At 67.9% G+C, this 15,704-nt stretch carries 7 protein-coding genes; all 7 read left to right on the top strand.

Annotated elements, in window-relative coordinates; all coding sequences use genetic code 11:
- Nucleotides 1-25: 25 nt before the first annotated feature.
- The 7 genes from drmD (at nt 26) to ACGFX9_RS14585 (ending at nt 15,584) form a co-directional block, all read left to right on the top strand.
- Entirely contained in the window at nt 26-3,250 is a 3,225-nt protein-coding gene (gene drmD, locus ACGFX9_RS14615; RefSeq protein WP_393470276.1) for a DISARM system SNF2-like helicase DrmD, read from the top strand.
- Nucleotides 3,247-7,293 carry an Eco57I restriction-modification methylase domain-containing protein gene (locus ACGFX9_RS14610; protein ID WP_393470273.1) on the top strand — a complete coding sequence of 1,349 codons (4,047 nt, stop codon included), beginning with the start codon at nt 3,247-3,249 and terminating at the stop codon, nt 7,291-7,293. The genes drmD and ACGFX9_RS14610 overlap by 4 nt, the downstream gene beginning before the upstream one ends.
- Entirely contained in the window at nt 7,290-11,066 is a 3,777-nt protein-coding gene (gene drmA / locus ACGFX9_RS14605; protein ID WP_393470270.1) for a DISARM system helicase DrmA, read from the top strand. The genes ACGFX9_RS14610 and drmA overlap by 4 nt, the downstream gene beginning before the upstream one ends.
- Nucleotides 11,063-13,093, top strand: coding sequence for a DrmB family protein (drmB, locus tag ACGFX9_RS14600; RefSeq protein ID WP_393470266.1), 2,031 nt, complete (start codon nt 11,063-11,065; stop codon nt 13,091-13,093). Before drmA ends, drmB begins: the two co-directional genes overlap by 4 nt.
- The gene (gene drmC, locus ACGFX9_RS14595; protein ID WP_393470263.1) at nt 13,086-13,841 is read left to right on the top strand and encodes a DISARM system phospholipase D-like protein DrmC; all 756 of its coding nucleotides are present in this window, start codon (nt 13,086-13,088) and stop codon (nt 13,839-13,841) included. Before drmB ends, drmC begins: the two co-directional genes overlap by 8 nt.
- Before the next feature lie 103 nt (nt 13,842-13,944).
- On the top strand, nt 13,945-15,051 hold the full coding sequence (locus ACGFX9_RS14590) for a helix-turn-helix domain-containing protein (RefSeq protein ID WP_393470260.1): 1,107 nt from the start codon (nt 13,945-13,947) through the stop codon (nt 15,049-15,051).
- Nucleotides 15,048-15,584, top strand: a complete 537-nt coding sequence (locus ACGFX9_RS14585) for a hypothetical protein (RefSeq protein ID WP_393470256.1) — start codon at nt 15,048-15,050, stop codon at nt 15,582-15,584. The genes ACGFX9_RS14590 and ACGFX9_RS14585 overlap by 4 nt, the downstream gene beginning before the upstream one ends.
- The last annotated feature ends 120 nt before the right edge of the window (nt 15,585-15,704 follow it).

Genomic DNA, 15,704 nt, shown 5'->3' with positions numbered 1-15,704 from the left:
AGTGCTGATGGAGGAGCCTGCTCGGATGGCGACCACTATGGAATCTCCGCAAGGAGCACAGCCGAGTACGGCCGCCACGGCGGGTCTGCCGCCGGTGCCGGAGCCCGGCCAGGTGGTCAAAGTACGGGGCTCCACCTGGGCCGTCACCGACGTCCGCCGCCAGGGTCTGCCCCGCAGCCCCGCTGACGAGGGCGTACCCGGCCTCTCTCACGTGGTGAGCCTGCAGTCGCTGGAGGAGGACCGCCTCGGTCAGGAGCTCTCCGTGGTGTGGGAGCTGGAGGTCGGACACACCCTCGAGCCCGACCAGGGGCTCCCGGAGTCTGTGCGTTCCGATGACTTCGACGACCCGAACACCCTGGCCGCCTTCGTCGACGCCGTCCGGTGGGGCGCCGTGACCTCCGCCGACGCGGACTCGTTTCAGGCTCCGTTCCGCAGTGGCGCGAACGTGGAGGCCTATCAACTGGTGCCGCTGAGCCGCGCCCTGAAGTCGTCACGTACGAACCTGCTGCTCGCCGACGACGTCGGCCTGGGCAAGACCATCGAGGCCGGGCTGGTCGTACAGGAGCTGCTGCTCCGCCACCGCGCCCGCTCGGTGATCATCGTCTGTCCGCCAAGTCTGTCGCTGAAATGGCAGGACGAGATGCGGGAGAAGTTTGGTCTGGACTTCGTGATCGTCAACAGCGAGCTGATGGCGCGGGTACGGCGCAGCCACGGACTGAACGCGAACCCGTTCCGGCTGTTCCCCCGTGTGATCGTGAGCATGGCGTGGTTGCCTTCGCTGCGCGCCCAGCGCCTGCTGCGTGACGTCCTTGCCGACATGCGCGACTCCTCCACCGCCCGCCGTTACGCCTTCGACGTACTTGTCGTCGATGAGGCGCATCACGTGGCTCCGGCGAGCCCGACCACGGCGCCAGGGCAGCGCGGCTACGCCGTGGACAGCAAGCGGACCATCGCGACGACGAAGCTCGCCGAGGCCTGTGAGCACCGCCTGTTCCTGAGCGCGACGCCGCACAACGGCTACTCCGAGTCCTTCACCGCCCTCCTGGAGATGATCGACGGGCGTCGCTTCACCCGTGGCGCGAGCATCGACGAGAAGGCACTGCGCGAGGTCGGAGTGCGCCGTCTGAAGAGCGAGCTGCCCGAGAAGGGCTTCAAGGCCAGGAAGCTGGAGAGCCTGGTCTTCGATCCGACCGCGGAGGAGCAGCGGCAGTTCGAGCGGTTGGAGCTTCTCCTGGCCGAAAGCGCCCGGGCGAACGGCAAGGGCGCGGGCGGCGACATCGTCTCGATGCTGCTGAAGAAGCGTTTCCTGTCCAGCCCGTGGTCCTTCGCCCGCACCCTTGAGCTGTACGAGGGCGCCGAAGGCGGTGACCGCCAGCTCCAGATGGATGACGAGGACCAGTACTTCACCGAGGTCATGGGCAGCGGTCAGTCCGACGAGGAGGAGGGCGAGGCCGAGCACCCCGAGTTCACCGCGCTGCGTCAGACCAAGGGCTCCGACCCGCTGGTCACCGCGACGCAGAGCGAGATCGACTCGCTGATCGAGTGGGGCCGCGGCTACGAGCACAAGGCGGACTCCCGCCTGGAGGCGCTACTGACCTTCCTGAACGCCGTCTGCCGCCCGGACGGCACGCACTGGATGAACGAGCGAGTCGTGGTATTCACCGAGTACGCGGCCACCCTCGACTGGATCGCCGGTGTGCTGCGTCAGCGCGGCTACAACGACGTCCTGGAGATCATCCAGGGCTCGACCCCGGCCGAGGAGCGGGAGAGGATCCGTGCCCGCTTCACCGAGAGCCCCGACCGGCACAAGGTCCGGGTCCTGCTCGCCACCGACTCCGCCGGTGAGGGCATCGACCTGCAAACGCACTGCCACCGCCTGGTGAACTTCGACATCCCCTTCAATCCCTCCCGCTTGGAACAGCGCATCGGCCGCATCGACCGGTACGGGCAAACAGAGGATCCGAAGATCTTCCACTTCAAACCGGTCGACAGCTCCACCCGGTACGCCGCCGACATGCGATTCATGGGCATCATCGCCACCAAGGTCGGTACGGCCACCCAAGACCTGGGCAAGGTCAACCAGGTCATCGACGCCGAGATCCAGGAGCACTTCAGCCCCACCCGTTCCTCGCGCAAGGCCCACCCGTCTGCGCCAGACGCCGACAGCGAGGTCATCAACCGGGTCCTGGCCGGTGGCATGGAGCTCAACCGGCAGCTGACGAAGATGGCCGACACCTACGAGGACAGCAAGGTCGGCATGCACCTCACGCCCGCCAACGCGCGGCGCGTGGTGGACACCGCGCTGGCCCTGACCTCCCAGCCGCCGCTGATCGAGACCGGCGACGACCGCACCGAAGCCCAGGTCTTCGAGCTCCCCGCGCTCGGCCGCACCTGGCAGGCGGCCCTGCGCGGCCTGGACACCCGCCTGGAGCCCGGCGTCCTGCGCCCGGTCACCTTCGATGACAAGGCCGCGCAGAACCGCACCGACCTGGTCCACATCCACCTCGGCCACGCCCTGATGCAGCGCGCCACCCGCACCCTGCGCTCGGCCCTGTTCAGCGCGGAGTCACCGGTCAACCGGGTCACCGCAGTCGTCACCCCCGACCTGCCCGAGTCCTGCGTCGCGGCGGTCTCCCGGCTCGTTCTGGTCGGCCGCGGCGGGCTGCGCCTGCACGAGGAGGTCTTCCTCACCGGCATCCGCCTGCAGGGCCGGGCTCTGGCCGAGGCCAAGGTCGAACAGGTCCTGGACGAGACCCTGGACTCCACCGAATTGCACCTGGCCGACGACACCGTGCGGTCCCGCCTCGCCGACCAGTGGAACAGCTCCGATGCCCGACTGCGCGACCGCCTGCTGAACGCCATGGAACGAAAGAGCGCCGCCCGGCAGGAGAAGGTCACCGAGGCCCTCATCCAGCGCCGAGATGCCGACATCACCCGCGCCCACGAGATCTTCGACGCGTTCCGGATCAACCTGCGAGAGTCTCGCGATCGCTTGGAGCAGGAGATCCGCACCGAGGAGGAGCTGCTGTTCACCGATGACCAGCAGAAGCAGCGTCGCCGTGATCTGCACCACATGAACGAACGCCTCGACAGCCTGGAAGAGGAAGAGGCCCGCGAGGTCGCCATGATCCGCGAGCGCTACACCGACATCAAGCCATACGTGTCAGCCGCCGCGGTCGTGTTCGCCCTGACGCCCGAAGACGCCGCCTCTGGTGACGGCGCCGAGAAGAACGGAACGGTGAAAGCATGAGCGGCCGCAAGCGCCCCCCGAGCACCGCCGAGCTGCACCGCGCCTGGCTTGAACTCGTCGACACCGACGGCCCGTTCCTCGCCGTACCCGCCCTGGAACGCGTCTGGCCCCAGGGCATCCCTCAGCCCGAGGCCCGCGCCCTGGAAGCGGTCAAAGACGCCAAACCCGCCTTCGAGAAGGCCTGGGAGAACTGGGACGAGCACCCCGACGACCTGGCCGCCCTGGAGCTGTACCGCGAGGCCCGTGGCACCTGGGTCGACCTCGTACTGCGCCAGGGCCTGCGCTGGGGCGCCCACTACAGCGCGCCTGCCCCGGCCACCCCCGAGGTCCGCTCCCCCGACTACGCGGTCACCGTACGAGCCGACGGCGCGCTTGTACGGGGCGAAGACACCGGCGCTCTGGTCCTGGTCACCGACCCGGTCGCCTCCCTGCGCGACCCGCTCACCGACAACTGGTCGGCCAGTCCCATCGACCGCATGGAAGAACTCCTGCGCACCGCGAACGTCCCCATCGGCGTCGTCACCGACGGCCGCTGGTGGGCCGTCGTCAGCGCGCGCCCGCAGACCATGGCCGCTTCCGGGATCGTCGACGCCCAGACCTGGATCGAAGAACCCCCCACCCGAAACGCATTCTTCGCCCTCCTCCAGCTGCGCCGCCTCATCGGCGGAAAGCCGGCCGACCGCCTCACCGAGCTGTTCGGCGAGTCCGTCACCGCCGCCGAGAAGATCACCGAAGCGCTCGGCACCCAGGTCCGCCACGCCGTCGAACTCATCGTCCAAGCCCTGTCCGAAGGCGCCCTGGAAGCCCGCCGTCGCAACGAGCCCGACCCGCTGCCGGACAACCGCGGCGAGGTATACGAAGCCGCCGTCACCGTCATGATGCGCGTCGTCTTCCTCCTCTTCGCAGAAGAACGCGGACTACTCCCGCAGAGCCGCCTGTTCGCCATGGGCTACGGCATCAGCGACGAACTCGACCTCCTTGACCGCCGGGAGAAGGAGGAGGTCGAACAGGCCCTCGACGCCACAACCCTCACCTGGCACCGTCTCCTCGCCACTTCCCAGGCCCTCTACCGGGGCGCCTCCTTCGAGGACCTGCGCCTGCCCGAGTACGGCGGCTCGCTCTTCGACCCCAAGCGATTCCCCTTCCTCACCGCCCGCGACGCCCAGGACACCCTGGCCATCACGGTCAGCGACCGCGTCATGCTCGAAGTCCTGCGCGCCGTCCAGTACGCGAAACTACCGGGCGGAGATCGCCGGATCTCCTTCCGCGACATCGACGTCGAGCAGATCGGCTACATCTACGAGGGCCTGCTCGGCTACTCCTGCGAGCCGGTAGACGAGGTCGTCCTGGGACTGACCGGCAGCGCGGGATCCGAGCCCGAGATCCCCCTGGCCGTCCTGGAGGAACTCGCCGAGACCAAGACCACCGAGACCACCCTGGTGGAGGCGATCCTCGCCTGGGTCAAGCAGAACCAGCCGGCGGCGAAGCCGCCCACCAAGCCGACGCTGGTGAAGGCGCTGAAGGCGGGCGACACCCTCGACGATGCGGAGATCGCGCTCCGCGACGTCACCGAGGACGCCGAACTGCGCGAGCGGCTGCGGCCGTTCCTCGGCATCATCCGCCGCGACCTGCGCGGGCGTCCGTTCGTGGTCGAGCCGGGCGGCGTGCTGCTGGTCGAGACACCGTCGCGGGCCTCGGCCGGCGCGCACTACACGCCGCGCTCGCTCGCCGAGGAAGTCGTCAAGCACGCGTTGGAGCCCCTGGTCTACTCCCCCGGCCCGCACCAGAGTGCCGACCAGGACACCTGGGTCCCGATCTACGCCGACCAGATTCTCGACCTGCGTATCGCCGACATCGCCTGCGGGTCGGGGGCCTTCCTTGTCGCCGCCGCCCGGTACCTCGCCGACCGCCTCGTCGAAGCTTGGCGTCGCGAAGAGACCACCGGCGGCATGAGCCCGCACGATCTGCACGTCCACGCCATAAGGAGCGTCGTCGCCAGCTGCTTGTACGGCGCGGACATCAACGGCATGGCCGTCGAGATGTGCAAGCTGTCGCTGTGGCTGGTCTCCCTGGACCCGAAACTGCCGTTCTCCTTCGTCGACGACAAGGTGCTGCACGGCAACGCGCTCCTCGGGCTGACCAGCGCCAAGCAGCTGCGCGAACTGCACATCGCCCCGGATACGGCCGGGGCCCAGCTCAACATGTTCGGCCTGGACGTGGACGGCATCCTCGACCAGGCCGCCCGCCTGCGCCGCCAGCTCGCCACCGAGGTCGACGAAAACGACCCCCAGCGCTCAGCCGCCACCAAACGGCGACAGTGGCGGCGCTACCAGGAGATGACCGCTCAGCTCGCAGACGTGGCTGACGCGGTCGTCGCGGCGGGACTGCGGTGGGGCGGGAAGCCGGGCAAGCCCCTGCGCACGGCGTACGAGAATCTGCGGGTCGCCGTCGAGATGGCGTATCCGGCAGGGAACGCGACGGGCGAACGCAACTCGACGATGCTCGACGGCATCAAGGAAGCCGGACTCACCCCGACGGTCACGACGGACTACACACGGTGGAAGCCACTGCACTGGATCCTGGCCGTGCCCGACGTCATGGAGCGCGGCGGCTTCGATGCGATCATCGGCAACCCGCCGTTCCTCGGTGGGCAAAAGCTCACCGGCAGCATGGGGACGAACGTCCGCGACTGGTTCGTCAACACCCTCGCGGGCGGCCGGAAGGGCAGCGCCGACCTAGTGGCGTACTTCTTCCTGCGCGCCTACGCGCTACTCACCCAGCGGGGCGGGCTCGGACTGATCGCGACGAACACGGTCGCACAGGGCGACTCCCGGCAGGTCGGCCTCGACCGGCTCGCCGAGAACGGGTTCACCATCACGCGCGCGATCCAGAGCCGGTCATGGCCAGCGGCGAGCGCGAATCTGGAGTACGCGGCGGTGTGGGGCAGCCGGGGCAATCTCGCGCCTGAGGTCCCACGCGTCGCGGACGATGTCGAGGTGATGCGGATCACTACGCTTCTGGAAGCCGGAGGCAGGGTGGACGGTGCCCCCGTACGACTGAAGGAGAACACGGGCGTCGTCTTCCAGGGATTCATTACCCGAGGGCAGGGTTTCGCACTTGATCCTGAAGAAGCTGCGGCCTGGGTTCAGGCTGACGCCGAAACTGCGGATGTGGTCTTCCCATATCTCAATGGCGAGGACCTCAACTCACGCCCAGACCTGACTGCGACCCGTTGGGTCATTGACTTCAACGACCGCGCTGAAAGTCAGGCGGCACGATACTCGGCGCCGTATCAGCGGGTGCGCGAGCGAGTCATGCCTGAACGCCAGAAGATCAACCAGAAGGCAGTGCGTGAGCGCTGGTGGCAGTACGAGAAGACTCGGCCAGCCATGCGAAAGGCAGTCCGCGGCTTGGATGAGGTGCTCGTCATTGCCTTGGTCAGTAAAACCTTGATGCCGATGCGGGTACAAAACCGTCAGGTCTTCGGCAACGTCTTGGGCGTTTTCGCGATGGATTCGTATGCAGGCCAGGCGGTGTTGTCCTCATCACTGCACCAGGCATGGGCCATCAAATACGGCTCAACGATGCGCACAGACATCCGCTACGTACCGTCCGATGTGTTCGAGACGTTTCCTCGGCCGCAGGAGACGTCTCAACTTCTCTCAGCAGGCGCAGCACTTGACACCACCCGCCGCGAGATCATGCTCCGCCGCAACCTCGGCCTGACCAAGCTCTACAACCTGGTCAACGACCCCGCCATCCCCGACTCCGCCGACCTCGACGTAGCCCGTCTCCGCGCCCTCCACGTCGAGCTCGACCAAGCGGTCATGGCCGCCTATGGCTGGGACGACGTCCCCCTGGACCACGGTTTCCACACCTACCGCCAGATGGAGCGCTGGACCGTGAGCCCCGCTGCCCGCGTGGAGATCCTCGACCGGCTCCTCGAAGAGAACCACCGTCGCGCCGCCGCGCAGGGCGTTGTCAATCCCTCCGACCACAATGGCGGCGACGAGGACGACGATCAGGAAGGTGACGAGCGATGAGCACTCCCCCGCGCAGCGGCCAGCCGCACCGTGCTGCATCGGCCCGCCCCCCGGCGCCCGCCTTCCGTCTCGCCCACGATCCCGACGGCCGTTCCTGGACAGCCCGCGAGAACCTGGTCGACATCCTGGAGCGCGAGCTCCTCGGCCCCGCGAACGGCCCGGACGAGATCCTCGACGGTGTCCCGGACTCGGCCTACCTAGTCGGCCGAATCGCCCCGGTCCGCCTCACCGGCAGTCCAAGCGGACAGGACGATCCAAGCGAGGCCGGTTCCGAGGAGGCTGCGACCGACGTCGGTGACGCGGTGGACGCCTCCGGCAGCCGGGGTGTACCGGTCACCGCCGTCGATGAGAGCAGTGCGGGGTCGGAAGAGGACGAGGTCGAGGACCAGCCGCAGAAACGCGGGCTGATGATCCCGGCGTCGATGGGCTTGCGCTGCCAGATCCCGGACGATCTGAACGAGTTCACGGTGATCGCCTCCTGGGGCACGTACGAGCCGGTGAAGGAGAAGCGCGGCGAGGGAGGTCCCGAGGGCACCGGCACGGAAGACGGCACCACACCCCCGGCCCTCCGCCGTTTCCAGCGCACGCCGCACTCCATCGCAACGACGATCTCCGTGGCCGATCTGAAGCCGTCCCGGACGACCGAGATCCCCCTGAAGGACAAGATCGTCCTCCGTATTGACCGCTACGACGACGCGGAGCGCGGCTGCCGTCTCATCGAGGTGGCACTCTGCAACGACCGGGAAACGCCCCGGAAGATCCCGGTCGAGGCATGGCTGTACCAGACCGAACTGGAGGTCACCGCCGGCGGCGCGGAGGTGTTCCTGCCGGTCAATGACGTATTGCTCGACACCCGCCAGGAGTGGGACGACGAGCTGCGCCGCTTGAAGCTGCAGTACCGCAGCCGGCTGGAGTTCGCTGTCGGCCGCACCTGCTCGGTGGACTGGGACACGGACGAAGGCGCGCGCCGGGCCCGAAGCGTACGGACGACATGGCTGCCGGTCAGCGAGACGCCGCAGACCCGGGCCGAGGAGATCAGCTCGGCCCTGCTGGACATGGGCAAGTTGCAGGCAGCCTCGCCCGACGATCTGCGGGCCGGCCTTGAGCCGATCGTCGCCGGGTACGGGGCCTGGCTGGACGGCGAGGAGCGGCGGGCGGAGGCTCTTCCCGCGCATCTGCGGTCCGAAGGGCTCGACGCGGTGGCCGAGGCGCGACGCGTCCACCGGCAGCTGTCCGACGGCCTCGCGTTCCTGCTCTCAGACACGGAGGCCTTGCGCTGTTTCCGGTTCATGAACCGGGTGATGGCCGATCAGCGTGTGCAGTCGCAGGTCGCCGAGCGGCGGGCGGCCCGGCCGGAGGAGGGCATCGAGGAGGCACGAGAGGCGATCCTCGAGGAAAAGGGCGCACGGGCGCATTCCTGGCGTACCTTCCAGCTGGCCTTCGTGCTGATGCAGCTGCCCTTGCTGTCCGACCCGTCGGCCGAGAAGCGATCAGGGGATCTGGCCAAGGCGCAGTTGCTGTTCTTTCCGACCGGTGGTGGCAAGACCGAGGCGTATCTGGGTCTGGCGGCGTATACGTTCGCGGTACGGCGGCGGCAAGGCGTGGTGGAGTCCGACGGCGGGCCGTTGGACGGGTTGTCCGGCGTGGCCGTGCTGATGCGCTACACACTGCGGCTGCTGACCGCCCAGCAGTTCCAGCGCGCCACCGCGCTGGTCTGCGCGGCCGAGGTCGCACGCCGTGAAGACCCGGTGACCTGGGGCCAGGAGCCGTTCCGGATCGGCCTGTGGGTCGGCACGGATGTGAGCCCCAAACGGTACGACGAGGCAGCCAAGCAGATCGCGGACGCGCACAAGGGGTTCAGTTACCGGCTCACCGTGCTGCAGATCCAGCGCTGCCCCTGGTGCGGGACCCGGATCCAGGCCAGGGATGTGGGCACCGATCCCACTCTGCGGCGGGTGTACGTGTACTGCGGTGACGAGCTGGCCGAGTGTCCCTTCGCCGAGGGGGGCGAGGTCGCGGACGGTCTGCCGGTGCTCACGGTGGACGAGGAGATCTACCGGCTCGCGCCCTCGTTCGTGATCGCGACCGTGGACAAGTTCGCGCGCCTCGCCCGTGAGGGCGAGGCCGCCTCCCTCTTCGGGTACGTCTCGCGCCGCTGTGAGCGGCACGGTTTCGTCCACCCCGACTATCAGCACTGCGATATCAAGGACGGCAACAAGCATCCGAAGAAGGACGGCTGGCCAGCCGCCCCGGTGCATCCCGCGAACCGGCTGCGTCCTCCGGACCTGGTGATTCAGGACGAGCTGCACCTGATCAGTGGTGCGCTGGGTACGACGGTGGGCCTGTTCGAGGTGGCCGTCGATGTGATGACCGATTGGCGTACCGCCGAGGGCCGTCCAGTGCGTCCGCTCCTGGTCGCCTCCACCGCTACCGCCCGTAATGCGGCTGACCAGGTGCGTGCGCTGTACGGGCGGGACGTCACCATCTTCCCGCCGCAGGTCCTGGACGCCGGGAACACCTTCTTCTCCAAGGAGATGGAGATCTCGGAGAAGTCCCCCGGCCGGCGTTATATCGGCTTGAGTACGACCGGGGTGCGTCTGACGACCGCGGAGATCCGGATCGCCGAGGTGCTCCTGGCGGCCGGGCAGCTCCTCATGGACCGTTCCGGCAGCGCGGCCGACCCGTACATGGGTCTGGTCGGCTATTTCAGCGCCACCCGTGAACTGGCCGGTATGGCCCGGTATATGAGCGACGACATCCAGACCGCGCTCGCCAAGGGCCGCCCCTGGTCCCGGCTGCCGCGTCGCTTCGGTGCGAATTTCGGTTCGCTGCATGTGGCCGAACTGACCTCCCGGGTGGCCAGTGCGGACATTACCGCCACCCTGGACCAGATGGGTGTGGCCTTCGAACCGGCCTTCGACTCCACCGCGGGCAAAGCGAACCGCCGGGCGCTGCGGCAGGCGAAGAAGCAGGGGCCTGAGCGGGAGGTCAATCCGTACGACGTGGTACTCGCGACCTCGATGCTGCAGGTCGGTGTCGATGTGCCCCGCCTGGGACTAATGCTGGTGGTCGGTCAGCCGAAGAACACCGCCGAGTACATCCAGGCCTCGTCCCGGGTCGGCCGTGTCGAGGACAAGCCGGGCCTGGTGGTGGCACTCGGGAACTGGGCGCGTCCGCGCGATCTGGCGCACTTCGAGCAATTCAAGCACTACCACGAGACGTTCTACTCGCAGGTCGAAGCGCTGTCGGTGACCCCGTTCTCGGTGACCTCCCTGGAACGCGGTCTGGATGGCGTACTGGTCAGCGCAGCACGGGTGCTACAGGCGGCGAAGCCGCACGTACGGGAGGGACTGTCGCCGGAGGAGGGCGCGGGCCGGATCGAGGCCGAGCAGCACTTCGCCGGTGAGCTTCTCGACGCTCTGGTGCGCCGGATCGCACGGGCCGGGGACGAGGACGCGGCCGAGCGCGGTCGGCTGCGCCTTGAGAACCGTCTCGACCAGTGGGGCAATCGCCGCAAGTCCCTGGGCGAGCTGCGCAAGTCCCTCGTCTACGAGCGGGTGTTGGACGAGAGCCGTCACGACGCGCTGATGATGAGCGCGGAGAACGCAAAGGCGGGCATCGACTCGCGCGACGCCGCGCCGTTCGTCGTAGCGAACTCCATGCGTGAAGTGCAGCCGGAAATCAATCTGTTGGTGAGCCCGATCAAGGAGCGTCTGGTGTACCGCGCGCCCGACCATGCCCCGCAGTGGCGGATGCCGGAGGACCAGTCGTGAGTGACGAGAACCGCTTCATCTACGACGCATCCCGTGGCGTCGACCCGCTCGCCGATCTGGAGGAGGAGCAGGAGAAGGCCGCCAAGCACAACCGGGCGAAGGTCGGATCGGCGCGCCCCAGCTCCCTGCTTTACACCTACGGGCCCGGCGCGATCATGGATCTGCCGCAGTTCACGATCATGCCGACCGGTCTGGACGACTGGGACCGCATCTGGCGCCGCCGTGACTCCGCGCCCCCGCAGATCCATGCCCCGCGTCTGCGCGAGGTGGTGCGGATGATGCTGCGTTCACCGGATGTCCAGCTGCGCCCCTACCCCTGGCAGCCGAAGAAGCACATGCGCTCCGCCGAGGGCAATGACCTCGGCGTCCCCTCCCGGGTCTTCCCGCAGTGGCTGCGCTGCACCGGCTGCGACATGCTCGGGCTGCTCGCCCAGTTCGACTACAAGAACACCCATCCCTTCCGCACCGACCTCGCCGTCTTCGAGCACGCCAAGTGCACCGGCCGCGCCGGTGACGGTGCCCGGAAGGCGATGCGCCGCACCGCCATCCCGGCCCGCTATCTCCTGGCCTGCGCCGACGGTCACCTCGACGAGTTCCCCTACGACCTGTGGGTGCACCATGGCCGGCCCTGCGAAGTGGCCGAGCTGCCCGCGCTGAAGATGGAGGACCGAACGGCGGGCAAGGGTGCCTCGGCCGTGATCAAGTGCGCCTCCTGCAACCAGCGGCGTCCCATGGGCGAGGCCCAGGGCGAGGCCGGACAGCGCAAACTCCCCCTCTGCCGGGGCCGCCACCCGCACCTGGACGCCTTCGAGCCCAAGGGCTGCAACAGCCAGACCAAGCTGATGCTGGTCGGCGCCTCCAACCTGTGGTTCCCCGCCACTCAAGCGATCATCGTCATGCCCGAGTCGAAAGAAGAGAAGGCCAACGACCTCGCCGACCGAGTCCGTACCGCACTGGGCGAGAAGCTCGGCAAGTGGCGCCACAACCTCGACATGATCCGCGACCTCCTCGACGGCAAGGTCGACGTCACCGGCCTGACCGACCACGACCTGGAACAGGTCCTCGCCACCGCCTCCGCTCCGGTCGCCACCCCCGAGGAGCAGGAGGAACAACTCCGCGACTGGGACCCAGTGGACCTGCTGGTCCCCGAATGGCGCTACCTGCTCCGCGACATCCTCTCCACCCGCGTCGAGGACCCCAAGAGCGGCCTGACCCTCGCCACCAGGGAACGCGGCCCACAACTACGCCCCGAGGTCGGCCGCGTCCTCGCCGTCGAACGCCTCCGCAAAGTCAACGCCCTGGTCGGCTTCACCCGCATCGACGACATGGACCGCGTCGGTGACCTCCCGCGCCGCCTCGCCCCCCTCACCCGCGCCCCGCGCCCGGCCTGGACCGTGGCCACCGAGGACCGCGGCGAAGGCATCTTCCTCCAGCTCGACGAAACCGCCGTCGCCGCCTGGGAGAAGCGCATCCTCGACACCGACCTCTGGGAACTCCACCGCGCCTCCCACGAACGCAACTTCAACCGCCGCTTCTCCGAGACCGCCGTCCACGTCCATCCCGACACCCGCCTGCGCCCCCCGCGCTACTGGCTGGTCCACACCTTCGCCCACATCCTCATCCGCGAAGCTGCCCTGACCTGCGGCTACTCCGCGGCCAGCCTCAGCGAACGCCTTTACGCCTGGCCAGCCGCCGAAGGCCGCGACCCCGCCGCCGGCCTTCTCATCTGCACCACCGCCTCCGACAGCGACGGCACTCTCGGCGGCCTGGTCCAGCTCAGCGAACCCGACCGGCTCCAACGCCTCGTCGCCAGTGCCCTCCACAAGGCCGAGCGCTGTTCCTCCGACCCCGTCTGCGCCATGCGCACCCCGCAGGACCCCGAGGACTTCCTCCACGGCGCCGCCTGCCACTGCTGCGTCATGGCCTCGGAAACCTCCTGCGAACGCGCCAACCGCTTCCTCGACCGCCGCTTCCTTCTCGACCTCCCCGGCGGCAGCGGCCTCGGTTTCTTCCCCACTCATGGATGAAGCCACCGCAGCCAGACGACTCGGGCAACTCCTCACCGGCACCGAGGCCAAGGACGTAGCGGACAGACTCGCCGACGGCGACACCCTGACCGCCGCCCTCAAGGTGATCGCCGTCGGCCACCGTGCCGAATGCCGCGGTCTGCTGGAGCTTCTCGGCGCCGACGCCGCCACCCGCACCGCCGCCGAGACCCGGCGCATCCTGGCCCTGCGCGCGATCGAGGGCGCCCGTGCCTTGCCCACCACGCTCACTCCGCTGTGGACCATGCCCGGCCATCTCGCTCAGAGCGGCCCCCTGACCTCTTCCGTACCTCAACTCGTGAACACCGCCCGCCACAGCATCACCTGTTCCACCTTCAACTTTCAGCGCACCTCCGGGCTCTGGACGTCACTGCGGAGGGCCGCGCAGCGCGGAGATCTCGCCGTACGCGTCTACCTGGACGCCAAGGCGGCCGACGGCAACGGCCAGCGGGCATGGGGTCCGTCCAGCATCGAGGTCGCCGAGCAGTTGAGCCCGGCCGAAATCTGGCGGACCAAGACCTTCGACGGGAAGTACGTCCGAAACCATGCCAAGTTCCTGATAATCGACCACCACCTGCTGCTGGTAACCAGCGCCAACTTCTCCTGGAGCGCGGAGAACGCCAATGTCGAATTCGGCGTCCTGGTGGACAATCCGAACCTCGCCGAAGCGGTGGAGCGTGAACTCTTCGAGACCCAGGAGACGCTGTACGAGCGCGTCGTAGCGGCGTAGCGAATCAGCCCGGCTACTTCCTCGTGCTGGCCATCGCGTCAGCCAGCACTCAAGCCCACTGTTTGCCTTGTCGGCTGTGCAATCGACCGGCTACTGTCCGCTGATGCCCAGCACTTCCGACCGTGTTCGAAACCTGATGGAACAATCAGGACTGGACCTCGACGCCTTCGCCGAGCGAGCAGACCTGGAGGCCACGCAACTCGCCGAGTCACTCAGTGGTGTGAGCCCCTTCTCCGTAGGCGACCTCGCATCCATCGCCGAGGCATTCGACGTCTCGATGGACTTCCTGCTCACCGGAGCCGAACCCCCGCTCGCTGTTGCGGCGAGGACCACCACCGGCGAGGCCGCACAAGCCATAGAGGCAGCACGGGAGTACACGTCCCGGCGCGCGGATCTGGGCACGCTCGGCTATCCGCAGCCTTGGCGGCCCGTCACCAAGAAAGTGCTCGCTATCGGCAGCTACAAGGCTCGGGGAGAGAGCCTGGCGCAGGTAGCCCTTGAGGAGGTCGCGCGCCGCAGCCACTCAATCTCCGAAGGTGATCTGGCGGAGCTGATCGAGGACGTCTTCGGCGCCGATGTAGCTGTTGTCCAGCACAGCGACGGCTTTGACGGCCTCACGGGAACCACCGACGACGCCAAGCTCATCCTCCTGGCCGCTACATCCGCCCCCGCACGTCAGCGCTTCACCCTTGCCCATGAACTCGGCCACCTCCTCGCCGGCGACAACCAGTCTGTCCACCTCGACCGGGACATCTTCGCGCCCGCTCAGAAGCGGGATCCGAGCGAGCAGTGCGCGAACGCCTTCGCATCCGCCTTCCTCATGCCCGAGGACACCCTTCGAGGAGCCATCAAGGCCACAGGCCTGAGCCGCGAAAGCTTCGCCACCCTGGCCTGCGAACTGATGGTCAGCCCCACCAGCCTGGCGTACCGGATGCTCCACTTGCGAATGGTCGACTCCGGCATGTGCGATCGCTTCAAGCGGATGACGGCCGTCGAGGCCGCGGAACTCGCTGGTCGTGGCGAGGAGTTCGACAGGCGCACAAGGCTCTCGCAGCAGCCCCGGCTACCCGGGCTGCTCGCACGCGACACACTCGCCGCCTACAAGGCCGGCAAGTCCACGCTGCGCCCTTACGCCACGCTGCTCGGCATCGATGTGGACGAACTCAGGAATAGGATCGAGACGGAGCAGAGGACCGGCGGTGTCGCATGAGCGAATTCCTGTTCCCTGACAACACCGTCCTGTGCAATTTCGCCGCCATCGAGCGCCTCGAAATCCTCCGCGCAGTACTCGGCGGCCGCGGCAGGTGGACCCAGAGCGTGGCGCGAGAAGCCCGAAGGTCGGCACGTTGGCTCCCGGCCCTGCAGAACATCCAACTGCAGGGCTGGCTCGGCGAAGCACTCAGAGTCACGGACGCAGCGGACGCGGCCCGCATACGCCGCATCCGCACCGCCGTGTTCGGCGGCTCCGACGACCGCCCCCTGCAACACCTCGGCGAGGCCGAAACCTGCTACGTCATCACACACTGGGCCGAGTTCGAAAACGCCTGCTGGATATCGGACGACCGAGAGTCGCTGAACTACGCCCGCGAGCAGGGCCTGCGTACAGCGGAAACACTCGACATGATGCAGCAGGCCGTCAAGGCGGGCTTGATCACAGCGCAGGACGGCTTCGACCTCATGCAGAAGATGCAGGACGAGGACCGTCACCCGCGAATGCCCAGATCGGTCACCGAACTCGCGTAGCTCCCGGGCCATTCCGATCGTGGGCTTTACCCCAACTTACCTTGCGACAGGCGCTATTGGCGCTGCGGCGCGACGAGTCCGCGTGGTAGAAGTCTGATGCTGGCTCCACACTCTTCCTGC

The organism is Streptomyces sp. NPDC048436 (assembly GCF_043200355.1).
In the GTDB taxonomy this organism is placed as follows: domain Bacteria; phylum Actinomycetota; class Actinomycetes; order Streptomycetales; family Streptomycetaceae; genus Streptomyces.
Note: the sequence above shows the minus strand (reverse complement) of the source record. Positions and strands in the feature narration are given on the sequence as shown.

What these genes read in the sequence shown, in the direction of transcription:
- ACGFX9_RS14585 (WP_393470256.1), top strand. Translation starts at nt 15,048, where the DNA reads ATGAGCGAATTCCTGTTCCCTGACAACACCGTCCTGTGCAATTTCGCC.
- ACGFX9_RS14610 (WP_393470273.1), top strand. Translation starts at nt 3,247, where the DNA reads ATGAGCGGCCGCAAGCGCCCCCCGAGCACCGCCGAGCTGCACCGCGCC.
- drmC (WP_393470263.1), top strand. Translation starts at nt 13,086, where the DNA reads ATGGATGAAGCCACCGCAGCCAGACGACTCGGGCAACTCCTCACCGGC.
- ACGFX9_RS14590 (WP_393470260.1), top strand. Translation starts at nt 13,945, where the DNA reads ATGCCCAGCACTTCCGACCGTGTTCGAAACCTGATGGAACAATCAGGA.
- drmA (WP_393470270.1), top strand. Translation starts at nt 7,290, where the DNA reads ATGAGCACTCCCCCGCGCAGCGGCCAGCCGCACCGTGCTGCATCGGCC.
- drmD (WP_393470276.1), top strand. Translation starts at nt 26, where the DNA reads ATGGCGACCACTATGGAATCTCCGCAAGGAGCACAGCCGAGTACGGCC.